General features: G+C 45.4%; 20 protein-coding genes. 7 read left to right on the top strand and 13 right to left on the bottom strand.

Annotation, left to right across the window (positions count from 1 at the left end; genetic code table 11):
- Positions 1-8 precede the first annotated feature (8 nt).
- The 5 genes from ACTHPG_RS04640 to ACTHPG_RS04620 all read left to right on the top strand — a co-directional run bounded on the left by ACTHPG_RS04640 (position 9) and on the right by ACTHPG_RS04620 (position 3,333).
- The gene (locus tag ACTHPG_RS04640) at positions 9-377 is read left to right on the top strand and encodes a carboxymuconolactone decarboxylase family protein (protein WP_440387963.1); all 369 of its coding nucleotides are present in this window, start codon (positions 9-11) and stop codon (positions 375-377) included.
- A gap of 190 nt (positions 378-567) precedes the next feature.
- Entirely contained in the window at positions 568-918 is a 351-nt protein-coding gene (locus ACTHPG_RS04635) for a hypothetical protein (protein WP_062833535.1), read from the top strand.
- A 54-nt stretch (positions 919-972) separates the two neighbouring features.
- On the top strand, positions 973-1,965 hold the full coding sequence (locus ACTHPG_RS04630; protein WP_440387962.1) for a 3-oxoacyl-[acyl-carrier-protein] synthase III C-terminal domain-containing protein: 993 nt from the start codon (positions 973-975) through the stop codon (positions 1,963-1,965).
- Between the two features lie 402 nt (positions 1,966-2,367).
- Positions 2,368-2,760 (top strand): hypothetical protein, encoded by a 393-nt coding sequence (locus tag ACTHPG_RS04625; protein ID WP_440387961.1) that lies wholly within the window; start codon positions 2,368-2,370, stop codon positions 2,758-2,760.
- A 57-nt stretch (positions 2,761-2,817) separates the two neighbouring features.
- Positions 2,818-3,333 carry a hypothetical protein gene (locus ACTHPG_RS04620; RefSeq protein WP_440387960.1) on the top strand — a complete coding sequence of 172 codons (516 nt, stop codon included), beginning with the start codon at positions 2,818-2,820 and terminating at the stop codon, positions 3,331-3,333.
- Positions 3,334-3,475: 142 nt separating this feature from the next.
- Here ACTHPG_RS04620 and ACTHPG_RS04615 read toward each other — a convergent pair whose 3' ends face one another.
- The 7 genes from ACTHPG_RS04615 to ACTHPG_RS04585 all read right to left on the bottom strand — a co-directional run bounded on the left by ACTHPG_RS04615 (position 3,476) and on the right by ACTHPG_RS04585 (position 10,217).
- Positions 3,476-4,045, bottom strand: coding sequence for a manganese catalase family protein (locus ACTHPG_RS04615; RefSeq protein ID WP_433752356.1), 570 nt, complete (start codon positions 4,043-4,045; stop codon positions 3,476-3,478).
- A 22-nt stretch (positions 4,046-4,067) separates the two neighbouring features.
- Complete coding sequence (locus tag ACTHPG_RS04610; RefSeq protein ID WP_076209123.1) at positions 4,068-4,343, bottom strand: spore coat protein CotJB; 276 nt, start codon at positions 4,341-4,343, stop codon at positions 4,068-4,070.
- Entirely contained in the window at positions 4,333-4,572 is a 240-nt protein-coding gene (locus ACTHPG_RS04605; protein ID WP_179088483.1) for a spore coat associated protein CotJA, read from the bottom strand. The genes ACTHPG_RS04610 and ACTHPG_RS04605 overlap by 11 nt, the downstream gene beginning before the upstream one ends.
- Before the next feature lie 265 nt (positions 4,573-4,837).
- On the bottom strand, positions 4,838-6,190 hold the full coding sequence (locus ACTHPG_RS04600; RefSeq protein WP_440387958.1) for a hemolysin family protein: 1,353 nt from the start codon (positions 6,188-6,190) through the stop codon (positions 4,838-4,840).
- A gap of 46 nt (positions 6,191-6,236) precedes the next feature.
- Positions 6,237-7,373, bottom strand: coding sequence for a radical SAM/CxCxxxxC motif protein YfkAB (gene yfkAB / locus ACTHPG_RS04595; RefSeq protein WP_440387957.1), 1,137 nt, complete (start codon positions 7,371-7,373; stop codon positions 6,237-6,239).
- A gap of 220 nt (positions 7,374-7,593) precedes the next feature.
- Complete coding sequence (locus ACTHPG_RS04590; RefSeq protein ID WP_440387956.1) at positions 7,594-8,715, bottom strand: HD-GYP domain-containing protein; 1,122 nt, start codon at positions 8,713-8,715, stop codon at positions 7,594-7,596.
- A gap of 71 nt (positions 8,716-8,786) precedes the next feature.
- Complete coding sequence (locus ACTHPG_RS04585) at positions 8,787-10,217, bottom strand: bifunctional metallophosphatase/5'-nucleotidase (RefSeq protein WP_440387955.1); 1,431 nt, start codon at positions 10,215-10,217, stop codon at positions 8,787-8,789.
- A gap of 120 nt (positions 10,218-10,337) precedes the next feature.
- On the opposite strand from ACTHPG_RS04585, the gene ACTHPG_RS04580 reads away from it, so the two are divergent.
- Both ACTHPG_RS04580 and ACTHPG_RS04575 read left to right on the top strand, forming a co-directional pair.
- On the top strand, positions 10,338-11,084 hold the full coding sequence (locus ACTHPG_RS04580) for a molybdenum cofactor biosynthesis protein (RefSeq protein ID WP_440387954.1): 747 nt from the start codon (positions 10,338-10,340) through the stop codon (positions 11,082-11,084).
- A gap of 124 nt (positions 11,085-11,208) precedes the next feature.
- Positions 11,209-12,258 (top strand): HD-GYP domain-containing protein, encoded by a 1,050-nt coding sequence (locus ACTHPG_RS04575; RefSeq protein WP_440387953.1) that lies wholly within the window; start codon positions 11,209-11,211, stop codon positions 12,256-12,258.
- Between the two features lie 137 nt (positions 12,259-12,395).
- On the opposite strand, the gene ACTHPG_RS04570 is transcribed toward ACTHPG_RS04575, so the two are convergent.
- The 6 genes from ACTHPG_RS04570 to sufD form a co-directional block, all read right to left on the bottom strand.
- On the bottom strand, positions 12,396-12,536 hold the full coding sequence (locus ACTHPG_RS04570) for a hypothetical protein (protein ID WP_017689533.1): 141 nt from the start codon (positions 12,534-12,536) through the stop codon (positions 12,396-12,398).
- 151 nt (positions 12,537-12,687) lie between these two features.
- Complete coding sequence (locus ACTHPG_RS04565) at positions 12,688-13,407, bottom strand: M23 family metallopeptidase (RefSeq protein ID WP_440387952.1); 720 nt, start codon at positions 13,405-13,407, stop codon at positions 12,688-12,690.
- A gap of 315 nt (positions 13,408-13,722) precedes the next feature.
- Positions 13,723-15,120: a Fe-S cluster assembly protein SufB gene (gene sufB, locus ACTHPG_RS04560; protein ID WP_440387951.1), complete on the bottom strand. Its 1,398-nt coding sequence runs from the start codon at positions 15,118-15,120 to the stop codon at positions 13,723-13,725.
- A gap of 20 nt (positions 15,121-15,140) precedes the next feature.
- The gene (sufU, locus tag ACTHPG_RS04555; RefSeq protein WP_017689537.1) at positions 15,141-15,572 is read right to left on the bottom strand and encodes a Fe-S cluster assembly sulfur transfer protein SufU; all 432 of its coding nucleotides are present in this window, start codon (positions 15,570-15,572) and stop codon (positions 15,141-15,143) included.
- Complete coding sequence (locus ACTHPG_RS04550) at positions 15,562-16,782, bottom strand: cysteine desulfurase (RefSeq protein ID WP_440387950.1); 1,221 nt, start codon at positions 16,780-16,782, stop codon at positions 15,562-15,564. Before ACTHPG_RS04550 ends, sufU begins: the two co-directional genes overlap by 11 nt.
- The gene (gene sufD / locus ACTHPG_RS04545; protein ID WP_440387949.1) at positions 16,779-18,083 is read right to left on the bottom strand and encodes a Fe-S cluster assembly protein SufD; all 1,305 of its coding nucleotides are present in this window, start codon (positions 18,081-18,083) and stop codon (positions 16,779-16,781) included. Before sufD ends, ACTHPG_RS04550 begins: the two co-directional genes overlap by 4 nt.
- Positions 18,084-18,091: the final 8 nt, after the last annotated feature.

The following is an 18,091-nucleotide window of genomic DNA, read 5'->3' as shown; positions in this document are numbered from 1 at the left end:
AGTATATCATGAGTGAACATGTGACTCAGGGACTCGACCGTTTTGCTAAACTTTCTGGGGAGTACGGTGTAAGAGCCCTCGCCCCCATCAAAGAACATTTTCCCGAGTTGTCGGAATTTATTATGGGGACGGCATACGGGGATATTTTTCAGCGCACCACGATTACAGATCAATGGAAGGAAGTTGCTATTATCTCTTCATTGATCACCCAAGGACAGTATGAACAATTGGGAGTACATTATACAATGGCTCTAAGCGTGGGAGTGACGGTGGATCAGATCAAGGGAATATTGCTGCATCTGGCACCATGTGTGGGGGCCCCGCGCATTATTAGTGCATTTAATATTTTGCTTGCCACCTTGGACGAAATACAATAATTCACTTTTCTACATTTTTATACATGATTCGACTTTTTTATTGATCTTTTTACATTCCTACCTTTATAATATGGTTAAATTATCCTTCCAACCAGCTCTCACCATCCTAGAAGCTTTCAGCAGAGGTCTTATGGGGCTGTGTGTCCATTCGCAGGATAGCCTTAACTCATTTAAAGGAGAGAGATCAAGCATGGGAAATTTCATTCTTAAGACTGACGTTCCGAACAAGGTGTTAAACATTGAACTGGAGGGTTCTTTCTCTCAAGAAGACGGTTTGCGTTCCATCTCGGCTTATCAGGATACGATCGCTCCTATTAACACCAAGGAGTATGACCTGAACATCGATTGCAAAAAGTTGAATGTTACTGCTCCGGAGATTGTTCCTCTTTTGGAAGGCTGCCTTCAAATGTTCAAAAAAGATGAATATAAGAAAGTTGTGTTGACCCTCGAGAACAACGCAATTCTAAAAATGCAATTGTCCCGACTTGGTCGGTCTGTTGGCCTGGACAATCTCGAAATCATATCTACCGTTACCACTTAATAAACCAGGCGGACAAGCTGTGAATTCACCCTTCCGCTCAAGAGGAGAATGAAGATGGCCGGAATTCGTATTGTAGATATCGATATCTATCACCCAGCAACCAAGATGCACAATGATTTTTATATTGAACATTTTGATGCAAGAGGTGTAGATATTCGTGGATTATTAAAGGCACTTGGTCGTGATACACGTTATAAAATTGACAATGATGACGAAAATTCGCTAAGCATGGCCTTTGAGGCAGCCAGTAATCTACTGGAGAAAACCGGACTTACCGGTGCAGATATTGATCTGATTGCTTATGCAAGCCAAACGCCAGAATACATCTTTCCTACGAATTCCCTGATGATTCATCGCCTGATTAATGGCGCTTCTCACACGATCTGTATTGACAGTAATGCGAACTGTGCAGGCATGACTGCTGCTTTCGAACAGGTTAGCCGGCAGATGCTGGGCAATCCTCGAATTCGCCGCGCTTTAATCATTGGCTCGGATTACGTGGCTCCTCACGCTAGTCCCGATGATCCCGTATACTTCGCCAATTTCGGTGATGCCGCAGCGGCGGTTATGATAGAGCGGGATGAACAGGCTGTCGGATTCATTGATTCAATCTATCAGACGGATACCTGCGTATATGGCAATTCTCTTTTTCCTGCAGAAGGCTTGGCGAAGCTGGGCAAAACGGGTGTAGATGCAGGTGCCTTTCATGTGAAATTCATCCCATTTGATGATTCCATCTGTGTGGATGCCGCTTCAGAGTCTATTCGTACCTTGCTGAAACGCAACGAGATTAGACCAGATGAGATCAGAGCGGCCTGCTTCTCCCAGCTATCCATTAGTAACATTCGGGCTATATCCGAGAACGTTGGCATTGATAATGATATTGCTGTCTATATCGGAGATGAGTTCGGGTATACGTCAACCAGCAGTCCGTTCATCGCTTTACATCGAGCAGTTACAACCGGGCAGATTCAGCGTGGTGACAAAATTTTGTTCTGGACCGTTGGAGCCGGGTGGCAAAATGTTGCCATGGTGGTTGAATACTAGCCAAACACTTTAAATCCAATAAAACCATCTCTGGTACCACTACTGGGGATGGTTTTTTGTTTCTCCATTCTCTAACCTATAACGATTAACGATCATGAGATAATTTATCACCTTTTATTGTGAAAATAGTCACTTACATATTATTACACAAAAACTATGATTTAGAAGTAATTAAATTCCATAAAAGGAGAGGTTTATCTTCAAGTACGATCTATCATTATCATGATTTGCTGTATTAAACGTAGTTAACATTCAATTGGTAAATATCAACACACATTCCACCAGAGAGAGGGAGTTTTTAGATTGAAGATAAGAAAATCGCTAACTTCATTATTATCCTTAGCTTTGTTACTAACTCCATTCAATCTTGTATTCGCTGATGGTAATATGGACACGAACACCATGAACAACGAACTTAAAAAAAGTATCGAAGTCAACATCGATTCATCAATCACCGGAAATGAGCGAGAAGTAATTGCTGCCGTGATGGCCCGGCTAGACGAAGAAGATCGAGCCAATGTCATCTATGTCGCAGAAGATGGTGCCATTTACTCTAACAAGACGGATCTCAAAGAGACGACAGAAGTATATGATCTGGTTGAGAACAATATCTATCAAAGTGCATCCGGAAAAGAACTTGTCGGTCCTGGCGTATCCACGAATGATTTTTCAGCATCTGCCGTTAAAGATGACACACAAATTTCGCCCACTGCCGAAGTGCCTAATCCAAGCGGAGGTTCCGGCCCGTATCGAAGAGTTTTCTCAAATAACGGATACAATTGGTTAAGTACTTAGGTAACCATCCCAGGTGCCCCATACGTAAAAGGTAATGTTTCTACGGATGTTCCTTATGTGTACCTGGGAGGCTGGGGATCTAATGGAAATGGGATAGATGCAGGTTTGCAATACAGCACAGCGTTTGATAATTGGGCCCCCACAACGTTAGCAAATGGACTCATGGTGCCTGCTCCTAACACTCGCTATCGTTCAGGACAAGATATTTATATGAAATTTTATGTGACGAATCCCAATGAATGTACGTTGGCAGTATCAGGAATCACGACGACTGGCGAACAACTAACAACGACGATTGTAAGAAGCGGGGTAAGCGGCTGGGATAAAAGCGGTATAGGGATGAGAGTAAAACGAATGACCACCATTGGTCAAAAACCCGAAAACATGAACACAGGTTCAACCATTAAAAATGTTCGCTGGCATGATATCACTGTAGGCTACTATTCAGGAAACAATCTTATATATAGCAGTTGGGGCAGTGGACAAACCGGAGGATATCACTCTGTGCCTTCCAATAAAGTAAGTGTTAATTATATTAGCCCTGGTGAAGAAACCGTCAGCATACAACTATAATATCTATTAAATTGTTGATGTAGTATCTATTAATCTGAAAAGGATGCTCTAAATGAAAGTAGCAGTTCCAAGATTATTCAATCTTGAGAACTGCTGCTTTTAAAATTTTATAAAATCAGACTTCTGCCGCGATATTAAATATTCAGAATATTTTCTTTGTGTCCCGATCGTCTTTCAGGATTTCCACAGCCTCCCGGAAACGTAAGGAATGCACGATCTCCCGTTCCCGCAGAAACTTCAGACTATCCTGCAGATCCACGTCATCGGTCAGGTCGATTAACCATTGATATGTAGCCCGGGCTTTCTCTTCTGCTGCAATATCCTCGTACAAATCTGCAATAGGGTCACCTTTGGCTTGAATATACGTAGCGGTAAAAGGTACGCCTGCTGCATTATTGTAAAAAAGGGCCTTATCGTGATTAACGTAGTGAGCAGACAGCCCGGCCTGCTCCAACTGTTCCACTGTAGCATCTTTGGTGAGCTTATAGATCATGGTTGCAATCATTTCTAAATGAGCAAACTCTTCTGTTCCGATATCATTGAGCAGACCAATAATTTTGTCCGGGATCGTATAACGCTGATTGAGATAACGCAAGGCTGCCGCCAATTCGCCATCTGCTCCGCCATACTGTTCCATCAGCAATTTAGCCATGTGAGGGTCACATTTGCTCACACGAACGGGATATTGCAGTTTCTTCTCGTAGACCCACATTCCACGACTCCCCCTTTAATTTTTATACTTGCCATGGCCAAGGTGTCTGGGACCACTCCCAAGGATACTTCGAGAAGGCATGACCAAAATTCATTAACGGTCCATACAACTGTTGAAACTCATGGGCCACTCGCATTCGCTCTTGGCTGAACTTGTTGTACTGTTCAATGCTTTGAAAGTCACCTGGATGGGTATCCAGGTACAGATTTAGCTCCACTAATACGAAGTCCAGCGCCTGAAGTTCTTCCAGCAACTCGTAGTATTTTGCATCACAGGCTTTCGGTGCTTCAGGTTCCATCCGCCTCCACCTTCCTCTCCTTTGACTTCTTGGATGTATAAGGGCTGTATAATGCAGGCCATAATGTTCCCAGTCTTAGCGCTTCTGCCGGACTGTATTGCGGCCAACCCATGGGCTGGAAAGGTATAAACAACTGCGGCGGAACAAGATACGTACGTATTTCCATCGGTTTACAAGGATCAAACGGCCCCACAAAAGGAGCATAGGCCCGAAGCTGTGGATCCTTCACTCGAAACGCCTCCTTCGACAATGTTTACGTGCATCCCCGTACATCTCAAACCACTGCTTCCCGTCTCCCTATGTATATGTTTCAGCTCTACAGGTTAATCCCTATTCGGCACAAATTCATAAAGTAATTCCCAGGCCTTCTTCTCTTGAACCAAAAAAAGACCTTTGGAAGCACCTCTACGGCAGTTCCAAAAGTCTGTTTTTCGTAAAATGGAGAAATATGTTGACCTCTTGTTCGTCACACTCATCATCTGACTACAACAAATCTATTCTCTCGTTGTTTCTTCCGAATTCATGTCTTGAGGGACAGATTGCTTGTACACTCGAACCCGGGTAATACGCAAACGAGTAGCTTCCTCCACTTCAAAAACGTACCCATTTAACTCCTGCGTTTTGCCCTTCGCCGGACTGCCGCCAAGCTCTTTGAACAACCATCCACCAATCGTATCTACTTCCTCATCCTCAATGATGGCTCCAGTCCACTTATGAACTTCTTCAATAAGAGATCGACCATCAATGGAAAATGAATCGCCGGTACGTTCCATATGCGGACGCTCATCCTCAAACTCGTCATACAAGTCTCCAACAATCTCTTCCAAAATCTCTTCGGCAGTTAAAAGTCCCGCTGTGCCCCCATATTCATCCACAACCAGGGTCATCTGAGAATGTTTCTTCTGCATCATCCGCAACACATGGCTGATCTCCATCGATTCAGGAACGTTTAAGATGGGACGGACAAGCGAAGCCAGATCTTGTTGCTGCTCCGGGTCAGCCAACAGCAGGTCTGTGATATGGATAAACCCAATAATCTCATCCTTGTCTTCTACTGCTACGGGATACCGGGAATGTTTGGTTGCATTAATAATCTCCAGATTTTCCTCCAAAGACATGTGGGTATACAAACAATCCATATCGGTACGAGGCAGCATGACTTCACGCGCCAGCATATCGGAGAAATCGAAGATGTTATCCATCAGTTTGATCTCATCCTTATCGATGACACCACTCTTGGCACTCTGCTTCATCAGAATACGAAGCTCATCTTCCGAGTGAGCCTCTCCTTCACTGGCAGGTTCGATACCCGCCAGACGCAGCAATGCATTGGCCGAGACATTTAATACCCAGATGAATGGGAAGAAGATTTTGTAGAACAACAGCAAGGGCGCAGATAAGAACAAAGCCACTCCGTCTGTTTTTTGAATTGCCAACGATTTAGGCGCAAGCTCACCCAGCACGATATGCAGAAACGTAATAATACAGAAACCGATAATGACAGATACCGTCGATATAAGTCCAGTATCTCCTACACCAAGCTTAAACATCAGTGGCTCAACGAGCAATTCAGAGATGGCCGGCTCTCCCAGCCACCCGAGTCCAAGCGATGTCAATGTAATCCCAAACTGCGTTGCCGATAGATAGGAATCCAGTTTACTATTCACCTTCAGTGCGTAACCAGCCATACGATTTCCTTCACTCTGCAGTTGAGTTAAGCGTGTCTGCCTTACTTTCACAAGGGAAAATTCTGCTGCAACAAATACGCCATTCAAAAATACGAGCAAAAAGACACAGACCAGATTAAATACCAGCTGTCCAAGATGAAATTCGGTATGAATATCCAAGTTGAAACTCCCCTTTTCTATCTATTTCAGGAATACACCTGGAATATCAACGTGTGATTGCCTTTCTGGATTTGAAATCCACACCTTTGTAATACATATCTGCCACCAACAGGTTAGGCCCGCAACAGGAAGCTATATCGCAATGGCAGTTAACCGTCTGATTGAGCGGATGTTCCGCTGACCATTCATGGAACACATCATCCAGCTTACGATCCCGAATATTACCAAATGCCGGGATATCCGCAAAATCCGTTACATACACATTGCCCGTAAACATGTTGACGTTCACGCGGTTGCGTCCATCCGGATCATTACGCACCGTCACATTTGGCTCGCTGTACAGCCTGTTAATCAGTTCCCGATCCTGCTCTGCTGCACTGCAAGCGAAGAATGGCAATGTTCCGAAAAGCATCCACATCTCCTTGTCACGCACATCAAGCAAACGATGAATCGCTGCTCTCATATGGTCCAGTGATAAGACGGGCAACGACGAAGCAAAGTTTGAATTATACATCGGATGTACTTCATGACGAACACAGCCCATCTCACGAATCAGTTGGTGAATGCCATCCAGCTTGTCGTGCGTACGGAAGTTAATCATGGACTCCGCAGAGATAAACATGCCTTGTTCACTCAGTTTGCGGGAATTCTCAATCATTTTCTCATACATCTTCACTGCTACTTCACGTTTCACAGGTCTGCCACTATTCGCAAATCCAACTTGATGGAAATCGTCAGCATTCAGATAGTTAAATGAGATATGCATAACGTCCAGATAAGGTAAAAGTTGCTCATACCGGCTGATATCCAGTGTTAAATTTGAATTGATCTGGGAACGTATTCCACGTTCCTTGGCATATTTGAGCAATGGAATAATCATCTCATCCACTGTTTTCTGGCTAAAGCTTGGCTCGCCACCCGTCAGACTAATTGTCTGCAGATGCTCCACTTCGTCCAATCGTTTTAGCATCAGAGGCAGCGGAAGAGCTGGCGCTTCACGCATCGTAAGCATATCTCCCACGGCACAATGCTCACACCTCATGTTGCACAGATGTGTCACGGTCATTTCTACACTGGTCAGCACATGGCGTCCATATGTACGCAGAGAGCCGATTGGATCCCACGGATCATTGGTCGGCGATAAAGGCATCGGTTGTACCGATCCTGAGTTTAGCATGGTCATTGTTCTTCACCTTATTCCTTTTATTAACCTAAAAAGTTTTATTTACATCATACCTTGTGTTTCTCTTTTTGGAGTTATCTTTTATCATAGCACAATTTTGAATGCTCCGGCATACGCAGACCCTGTCCATTACATGACAAAAAACGCTCAGGCAACTCTGGACCGAATTACGAAACGGCCCTGATATTACGACATGAGCGCTAATCATTTTTCAAGTTATTCAGCTTTCCACCTGCAAACCTCGGGCTGCTAATGGTGTATCCGCCACACCTTCTACACCTGTGATCATAACAGACAGAGCTGTCAGCAGGTTAATTTCATAAGGCGAAGATAATGTCTGGCCGTCCGCATCTTTAAGAACACGGATAAGCGGACGTTGGGGAACACGTGAATGAATGGATGCAACTACCCCAACCTCTCCTGTACTCAGCTTGACTGAAAGACCTACTGGGTATATCGCTACACAATCCCTGAACTTCTCCAGCATCCGTTGTTCGTACAAGGTCCCTGAACCAGTGTACAGTACCTCGACAGCCTGATGCGGCAATAAGGCTTGCTTGTACACCCGATTCGTCGTCATGGCATCATAGGAATCAGCAAGTGCAATCCATTTCGCATATTCATGAATCTCCTTGTCTTTCAACCCAAAGGGATACCCGCTACCATCAATTCGTTCATGGTGCTGCAATGCACAATGCGCAGATAGAAGCGGTATGCCTGGTTCATCTTTGAGAATGCGGTGTCCATATGTAGTGTGCTGCTGAATGATTTTAAATTCCTCGTCACTCAATCTGGAGGGTTTGTTCAGGATCTCTGGTGCAATCTGTGTCTTGCCGATATCATGCAACAAAGCGCCCAGACCAATCTCCATTAATTGCTGGCGTGTGTAACCCGAAGCGACACCAAGAACCAACGTGTACACACATACATTCAGAGAATGGTTATACAGGTCAAAGTCACTCGAATTCATGTCCATCAGCATAATCATGGCTTCCTTCTGACTGCCGATGTCTTCCAGAATGGCATTCATCACACCACTGAGCGCTTTGCCGAAATGAGGAATCTGATTTTTGGTTTTCAGTCCTGACATACTCTGAAATTGCTGTTTGATCTCTACCAATGCCTTCCTCTTGGTCTCTTCCTGCAACATATCAGGAACGATGATATCCTCTGTCGCAGCATCTTTGATATACACGTAACCAACCCCGAGATCTTTGAGCCGCCCAATTAATCGACTGGTTAGCTCTACATCCTCACTAAGTAATACCAGGCCTTCTTCACTATAAATTCGTTTCCCCAGCTTCATGCCAGGCTGCAATAAGTTTATATGTACTAAACGCACAGCCTATCCTCTCCCGCTCCGTAGATGTAATTACCACTAGCCGCCGCTTCAGCAGAAGGCAAGTACTTATTTTAGCTTTGACGCCATCGGGCTCGCAGGCTGTCGTCCAGAGCCCCTGGTCGTTTTATTTCCGTTTCCAGCAAATCACGTATGAATTCCGGAAGATGATAAAGCGTACGGGTTCCATGACCCAGAGGAGGATATCCTACATTGAACGTAAACATATCCAGTGTTCCAACAATATACTCCCCCTGTTCATCCATAGGCTCACCATCGATGTAAATGGTCTGGATCTTCTCATAGGCAGGCGCATGTGGATTGTATTGGACTTCCATTCCATCCATGCATAACGTACCTAGAATTTGTCCCCGAAAACCAAATCCCACAATGGGCTTGCCTGAAAAATCGTCCAACAAGGACTGCTCCAGTGCCTCACGAATATGAGTTCCACTCAAGCATATTGTACAAGCATTTATAGGAGATGGACATAGGGAATGCAACATTCCTTTTGTAATATTGCCTTGTGGAAGATCTCCGAGAAGCTGACCTGCATTCACCAGAGACAGCTGTGCCCCCGTGAAATGACGAACAGCTTGTGCAAGCAATGTTGCAAACGGGGATTCCCGGTCATACGCAATGGGCAGCACCCGGTCTGTAATCACTGCCGTCTGATTGAGTGTCCTTTCGGCTTCCGTACGATTCGTAGCGATTGCCAGAGCGACCTGATCGTCCAATAATATACTCTTGGCAGTCACGCAACCGCTACTTACCAGCTGGAGAGGTTCTCCCACGCTTGTTCGTTCCAGAACCACTTTACCAAGCCATTGGCCAAATTTCCCAGCTGCACCCAGCACGGTCTGACCAATGACTAATGGTTCTTCGAGAACATGATGGGTATGTCCACCGAGAATAACATCAATTCCAGTAATTTGCTCCGCCAGTCTCCGATCTGTTGAGAGTCCCAGGTGTGAAAGAATAACCACCACATCCACTTCATCACGCAATGCTTCCACCTGAGCTCTAAGTGAATCCACAGGGTCCAGAACATCCCACCCAAGCAGTTCGTAAAACGTTGTAAAAGGGGCCGTTGCCCCCAGAAGACCAACGCGAAATGGACCTTTCTCCACAATCAGAGAAGGTTTCATCCACACTGGCGGTAGACCCGTATCTTGCTCTACAACATTACCGCATACCACAGAACACATAAGTCCAGCATAGGTTTGCGAGAGCTGATCTGGCGTAAATGTCAGTCCTTCGTTATTACCAATGGTAATGGCATCGTAGCCTGTCAGGTTAATAACATCAACATTAGCCGTACCCAGTGTTCCCTCTGTTTCAACGGCCATCCGGTCCATATGATCGCCGATATCCAATACAAGGAAGTTGCCACCTTGTCCACGTTCCTCATTGATCATAGCGGCGATGGTGCTCATGGAGCCGAAGTGGCTATGAATGTCATTGGTGTGAAGAATCGTTAACTTTTGCTTCTCTCTGGTGCTCATCACACCGCCTCCCCTGCTCTTCAATAAACGTTCATTCTTCTAATGGATAAGCATAACATTTTCCGCGTCGTTATGATATATTTAAAGGGTTTAGAGATCAAAAAGAGGTGAGTCATATCCATGAAATTGACAATTCAACTATTTGCAGGCATTGCAGAACGTTTAAATACTTCCCTTCTGGAGTTTGATTACATTGGAGACATTCCAACCGCTGCCGATTTAAAAGAAAAACTGAGTCTGGCCTACCCGGAGGCAGCTTCTCAGATCAAAACATCTTTTTTGGCCGTTAATCAACAGTATGCTCCTGCCGATACTATACTTAGCTCGGAAGATGAACTTGCGTTGATTCCTCCCGTCTCCGGAGGCGATGGTACGGATATATCCGATGAGGAGCATCACTCTGCCTCCCTTGAGCATCGGACTGAAGATGGCTTATTTCTGATTACAGAATCCACCTTGTCTGTGGAAGCAACAACAGCGCTAGTGATTACCCCGAATCACGGGGCAGCTCTTACTTTTGTAGGTACGACTCGTGAAATGACTGGTGAACAGCGTACCGTCCATCTTGAATATGAGGCGTATGTGCCGATGGCTCTTTCTCAGATGGCGGCCATTGGTGTGGAAATCTCCGATCGCTGGCCTGGTGTGTTATGTGCAATCAGTCACCGAATCGGCAAAGTGGATGTGGCCGAGATTAGTGTGGTCATTGCCGTTTCCTCGCCTCATCGCAACGACTGCTATGATGCAAGCCGCCATGCCATAGAGAGACTCAAACAGACCGTTCCGATTTGGAAAAAGGAAATCTGGGAAGATGGGTCTGAATGGAAGGGTCATCAATTAGGACCATGGAACCCTATGGAGAACTAACAATGAGCCTTTACACCTTCTTCGACAGAGTGACTTATTAGTAAATAAGTCGTTGTCAACCCATTTTTTTCTTGTTATTATAATGATATATGTCGATATTAGTCGAGGAAAAGGTGGTTTATACGTGAGAGTGCATGTTACTGATCTCAAACCTGGCGACCTGTTAAAAAATGATGTATACAACAGTTCGGGTCTCCACATCCTGATGAAAGGTTCCACCCTCAGTGAAGATGACCTGTCCAAGCTGCTGCAACATGGAATTGATTACGCAGATGTAGAACATACAACATCCGACCTACACTCTGATGCACAAACCTTACCTTCCGATCAAACCACTCTGTTAACTAACTTGTTTAACGATACGATCAAAGGTACTGAATCTCTATTTCAACAAGCGATGGAGAAGGGTTTTATTGATGAGACACAAGTCGATGAGATTTTGATTACCCTGACGGGCCAGCTGGAAAAACAGAAAGATGTAGTCTCCTTATTGCTTATGCTGGACGGGGATAGCGATTATACCTATAATCATTCATTGCAAGTGGGGATGCTCGCTTTTTACATCGCGGGCTGGATGGGTTATAACCCCGAGGAATGTCTAACGGTCGCCAAAGCTGGATATCTTCACGATATCGGCAAGTCCAAGATTCCTTCTGAAATGTTACATAAACCGGGTAAATTGACCACGGAAGAATTTGACGAAATGAAGAAACACACATTCTATGGTTACGATATCATCAAAGAATCCACGCAAGATGAAATTCTCGCACTGGTTGCACTTCAGCACCATGAGCGCGAGGATGGGAGTGGCTATCCTCATGGGCTTCGAAGAGACGAGATCCATCCCTATGCCCGTATAACGGCTGTAGCGGACGTTTACAGCGCAATGACGACCAATCGGGTATATCAGACCAAACAGGAACTGATCTCTGTTCTGTGTGAACTGTACAGCCTCAGCTTCGGTCAGTTAAATGGTGAAGCAACGCAGGAACTGATCAAGCACATGCTGCCTAATTTTATTGGTAAAAGGGTTCTGCTTACCACAGGTCAGACGGGACTGATTGTCATGAATAATCCTGCGGATTATTTCCGGCCACTTGTTCAGACCTCTACAGCCTTTATCGATTTAGCGAAAGAAAGAGATATTGCTATCGTTGAGATCTATGTACAGTAACTGTTCATTGTACACAGCATGCTTACGAAGAACCAAAAAGTAGCTTAAATAGCATAGCAAACTTAATATGTTGAATATGACAAAAGGGGAGCCATAATCGGCTTCCCTTTTGTTTATTTCGATTCAATTATGTTGGATTATACACAGAATGCTTTTGTGATGATAACCAACAGAATGAACAGTACCAAGATTGCACCCGTGTTCGTGAACATATTGTATCCACCAACGCCGCCTACTCCGCCTACATTGCCCCCACAGCCATATCCTACTTCGCTCATGTGATTGCCTCCTCTTCATCAGGTATACCCTAACATATGACGTTCACCGATCTAGTGAACCGGGCGATGTGGCAACATTCGATAATTGGTTGTCTGCCTGCATCTACCTGAGTGGATCAACCTGTTGCTACTCCCCGTGCTTTGCGGAAATTTATATGTCGGAATCCGAATGCACCTGGATGCCTTTTTCCTTGCGATACATAATGACGAGTGATCGCCAAAAATCATAACTGCCTTTGTCATTCATAATAAAAGGTCGATAATAATCAAATGCTTGCTGCGCCCATGTGGGACAATCCATATTGGCAAGTTGCTGCTGCTGCTGAATCCATCCCCCTTGAAACTCCAACGTTTTCTGCATGGCTTCAAACATTTTTTTCTGCTCAGTAGTCATCGGCAGAACCTCCTGTTCCTGAGATGCAGTTCCGTATTCGGCTTCCAGGTATGCACCCGGTTCCGTCACACCGTCTTCACTGGCTGTATACCCGTATGACGGTGCACTTGTTTTACGAATCTCATAATGTACATGCGGTCCAGTACTCTGACCCGTGCTTCCCTGATTACCAATAAGCTGACCTCGCTTCACCTGCTGCCCAACGGTTACGGCAATACGCGAAAGGTGAGCGTAACAATGCAAATAGCCGCGATGATCTTGAAGTGCAACGGTAAGCCCGTAACCGCCGAATCCGGAGCCTGTAACTCCTTCAGAAGCAAAACGTACCCTGCCTTCCATAAAGGCATAGACGGGGCCATTCCAGGGCTCTGTCACGAGATCGATTCCGCGATGAAATGTCTGTCCACCATGAATGGGATGAATGCGATAGCCGAATGAACTTGTAATCCGATATCCCTCGAAAGGGTTCACGCTCATACACTCACATCCTTTTCTATCATTAGATGCTTGAATCTATGAATTGGCTTGTGTTATTGGTCTTATTTTATTCCACAAAATATTGCTCAGACTAGGATTAAGCATAACAGCATGCTTTTTTGGTCAAAATCTTTTCCCTTAATTTCGTCCTGTACTAGAATCTGATTATTCATATGTACAATAAATGAACAGAACAATATAAAAGAAAAAGACCGAGGAATTCACCTCGATCTTTTTCAGTATTACATGATTTAAGTTAGGTCGGATTCAGGACGTGAACGTCCCGATCTGCTGAATAATCCTTTATTAAAAGGATTAACCAATAGACCCTTCCATTTCGAATTTGATCAATCTATTCATCTCAACGGCGTATTCCATTGGCAATTCCTTCGTGAATGGCTCAATGAAGCCCATGATGATCATCTGTGTAGCTTCGGCATCCGTCAGACCACGGCTCATCAGATAGAAGAGTTGATCCTCGGAAACTTTGGATACCGTAGCTTCATGCTCCAGCATGATGTTATCATTCATGATTTCATTGTAAGGAATTGTATCCGATGTGGACTCATTATCCAGAATGAGTGTATCACACTTGATATTGGATTTCGCGCCCTCCGCTTGACGTCCAAAGGAAGCCAAACCACGGTACGTTACTTTACCACCATGTTTACTGATGGACTTGGATACGATTGTAGATGTTGTATCCGGAGCCAAGTGGATCATTTTCGCACCTGCATCTTGGTGCTGGTTTTTACCAGCAACAGCGATGGAAAGTACGGAACCTTTAGCTCCACGGCCTTTCAGTACAACCGCTGGATATTTCATTGTCAGTTTGGAACCGATGTTGCCATCGACCCATTCCATTGTTGCATTTTCTTCTGCAACCGCACGTTTCGTAACGAGGTTGTAGATGTTCGGTGCCCAGTTTTGAATCGTTGTGTAACGAACACGGGCATTTTTCTTACAAACGATCTCAACAACCGCACTGTGCAGTGAGTTCGTGCTGTAGATCGGAGCTGTACAGCCCTCAACATAGTGTACGAAGCTGTCTTCGTCCGCAATGATAAGTGTACGCTCGAATTGTCCCATATTCTCGGAGTTAATCCGGAAGTAGGCTTGCAAAGGCACTTCACATTTAACGCCCTTAGGAACGTAAATGAAGCTTCCTCCGGACCAAACCGCACTATTCAATGCAGCAAATTTGTTATCTGCTGGCGGAATAACCGTTGCAAAATATTCACGCAGGATTTCCGGATGCTCTCTGAGAGCCGTATCCGTATCCATGAAGATTACACCTTGGTCTTCCAATTCCTTTTGCATGTTGTGGTATACAACCTCGGACTCATACTGAGCCGATACCCCTGCAAGGAACTTTTGCTCTGCTTCAGGAATACCCAATTTGTCAAAGGTTTCCTTGATTTCAGAAGGAACCTCTTCCCATGTTTTCCCTTGCTTTTCAGAAGCACGAACATAATACTGAATATCGTTGAAATCCAATCCGTCGAGATCTCCGCCCCATTTCGGCATTGGCATCTTTTCAAATTGTTTCAAGGATTTCAAACGGAATTCCAACATCCATTCCGGTTCGTTCTTAATCCGGGAAATCTCGGTAACTACTTCTGCAGTCAGACCTTTACCGGTTTGAAAGATGGATTTGTGCTCGTCGCGAAAACCATATTTGTACTCTTCCATTTCTGGTGCTTTTTTAGCCATCTTGCTCTACCTCCCTATCGTTATTGTACTTTGTTCTCTTCGTCAATCCCTTTGCGTAATGCATTCCAGGCCAGAGTGGCACATTTGATGCGTGCAGGGAACTTGTTCACACCGGATAGGGCTTCGAGATCTTCATAATCGTCGAAATCGACTTCTTCACCTTTCATCAGTGAGGAAAAACGGTTAGCGATATCGAGTGCCTGTTCCATCGTTTTGCCTTTGACGGCCTCCGTCATCATTGATGCAGAGGACATGCTGATGGAGCAACCTTCACCCGTATATTTGGCTTCCTGAACGATTCCGTCTTTCAACAAAATTTGCAGTGAAATCCGGTCGCCGCACGTTGGATTGTTCAAATTTACCGTGACAGCGTCATTATCAAACGTTCCGCGGTTACGCGGGTTTTTGTAGTGGTCCATTATAACACGTCTGTACAGATCATCAAGTTGCATCGCCAAAATACTCCTTTGTCTGGATTAAGGCGCTGACAAGCCGATCTACATCTTGTTCGTTATTGTATAGATAGAAGCTGGCACGAGCTGTTGAGCTAACTTCAAGCCAGCGCATTAGAGGTTGGCAGCAATGGTGTCCGGCACGAATGGCTACGCCACTCGCATCCAGCACGGTTGCGACATCATGCGGATGAACATCGCCCAGATTAAAGGTAACCACACCCACATGCCGCTTCGCAGGGCCATAGATGGTTAAGCCTTCGATCTCGGACAGACGCTCCGTTGCATAAGCTGCCAGTACACTCTCATGATGTGCAATCTCATCCATACCAATCTGCTCCAGAAAATCAATGGCAGCTCCCAACCCTACCGCACCTGCGATAATCGGGGTTCCGCCTTCGAACTTCCAGGGAAGCTCTTTCCAGTTGGATTCATACAGACCCACATCATCAATCATTTCACCGCCGAACTCAATGGGTTCCATGGACTCCAGCAGCGCCTTTTTGCCGTAGAGTGCACCGATTCCGGTTGGTCCGCACATTTTATGACCGGATAATGCATAGAAATCACAGTCCAGATCCTGCACATCCACCTTCATATGAGGTGTGCTTTGTGCGCCGTCAACAACGATGACAGCACCATTGCGGTGTGCAATTTCAGCAATTTGTTTCACGGGATGGATCAGCCCCATAACATTGGATACATATGCGATTGCTACAATTTTAGTATTGTTCGTAATCGTCTTCTCGACATCAGCCAATTCAATATGACCGTCAGGCTGAAGCGGGATGTATTTCAATGTTGCACCTGTCTCCTTGGCAACCTGCTGCCAAGGAATCAGATTACTATGATGCTCCATTTGCGTAATAACAATTTCATCGCCTTCTTTGCAATTGGCGCGGGCGTATGACGAAGCCACCAGATTCAGGGCTGTCGTTGTTCCGCGAGTAAAGATAATTTCCTCTGTACGACGCGCATTGATAAACTTGGCTACCTTCTCACGTGCGCCTTCGTAAGCATCGGTTGCACGGCTTCCAAGGGTATGAACACCGCGATGTACGTTGGAGTTCTCATACTCATAATAATGTTTCACTGCTTCAATCACAGCACGAGGCTTCTGCGAAGTTGCAGCACTATCTAAATATACGAGCGGGTGTCCGTTAATTTCCTGGTGGAGGATCGGGAACTGCTCGCGAATGGACGGGTTCATTGTCCCAGCTTCTTCTCAATCAGGGACTGCAATTGGGTGCGCAGTGCTTCCAGAGGAATATCCGCCACCACCGGAGCCAGGAAGCCATAGATAATCAGGCGTTCGGCATCCGTACGGTTAATTCCGCGCGACATCAAGTAATGAATCTGCTCGGCATTGACTTGACCAACAGAAGCCGCGTGACCTGCTGTTACATCATCCTCGTCAATAAGAAGGATTGGGTTGGCATCTCCACGTGCTTTAGGGCTCAGCATCAATACTTTCTCTGTCTGCTGTCCATCAGCTTTGGTAGCGCCTTTCTCAATCTTCGTAATCCCGTTGATAATTGCAGAAGCTTCTTCACGCATAACTGCACGTGTAATCATCTGACTTGGCGTATTCTTACCAAAGTGACGTGCTTCTGTGGTGTAGTTGATTTTCTGGGAACCGGAACCTACAGCGATGACTTTGGAGTCAGAACTTGAACCATTGCCTTTAAGCACGGTCATCGTGTTACTCGCTGTGTCGCCATTGTTCATCTCACCAACGATCCACTCGATCGAAGCATCATTCTCCAGAACTGCACGACGGAATGAAACATCAGTCACATTCACACTCAATTGATGAACCGAAGCGAAACGTACTTTAGCACCGGATTTTGCGAATACTTCCACAACACCATTATGGAAAACAGGTGCGGACAGTTCGCCAGATACATAGTTATCCACATAAGTTACAGAGCTGTTTGCCTCTGCAACGACAAGCACGTGAGGTGCAAACGTTGCGGATGCATCATCCGTCAGCAACACGGCTTGCAGTGGCACTTCGATTTCGACGTTTTTAGGAACATACAGGAAGACCCCGCCATTCCAAAGTGCCGCATGTAATGCTGCCAGTGAATGCTCATCGGCTTTCACTGCTGTGTTCAGATATGGTTTTACCAAATCACTGTGTTCGCGAACCGCTGTCGCCAGATCCGTGAAGATAACTCCTTTTGCCGCCAAATCAGCAGACACTTTGGAGTATACTGCACCGGAATTTCGCTGGATAACCAGACTGCCTTCAGCTTGGTCCTGAACCAATTCTTTAATAGAAGCAGGTACTTCTGTCAAAGAAGAAATAGCTTCACTTGCTTTATATGTTCCGTACTCGCTGACATTCCAGCGTTCAATTTTTTGTTTTTCCAGTTTAGGAAGCGCAAGCCCACTCGCAAGCTTCAAAGCCTCGAGCCGCTGTTCGGTCAACCAGCCGGGTTCATTGTTGCTTTCCGACAAGGCGCGAAGCGCTTCAGATTCAACCGGAAGAATTGTTTGTGTAGTCATTGATTAAT

Origin of the sequence: Paenibacillus sp. SAF-068 (assembly GCF_051967555.1) — a bacterium.
GTDB lineage: Bacteria > Bacillota > Bacilli > Paenibacillales > Paenibacillaceae > Paenibacillus.
The sequence above is the reverse complement of the archived record's forward strand: the minus strand, read 5'-3'. Positions and strand labels throughout refer to the sequence as shown.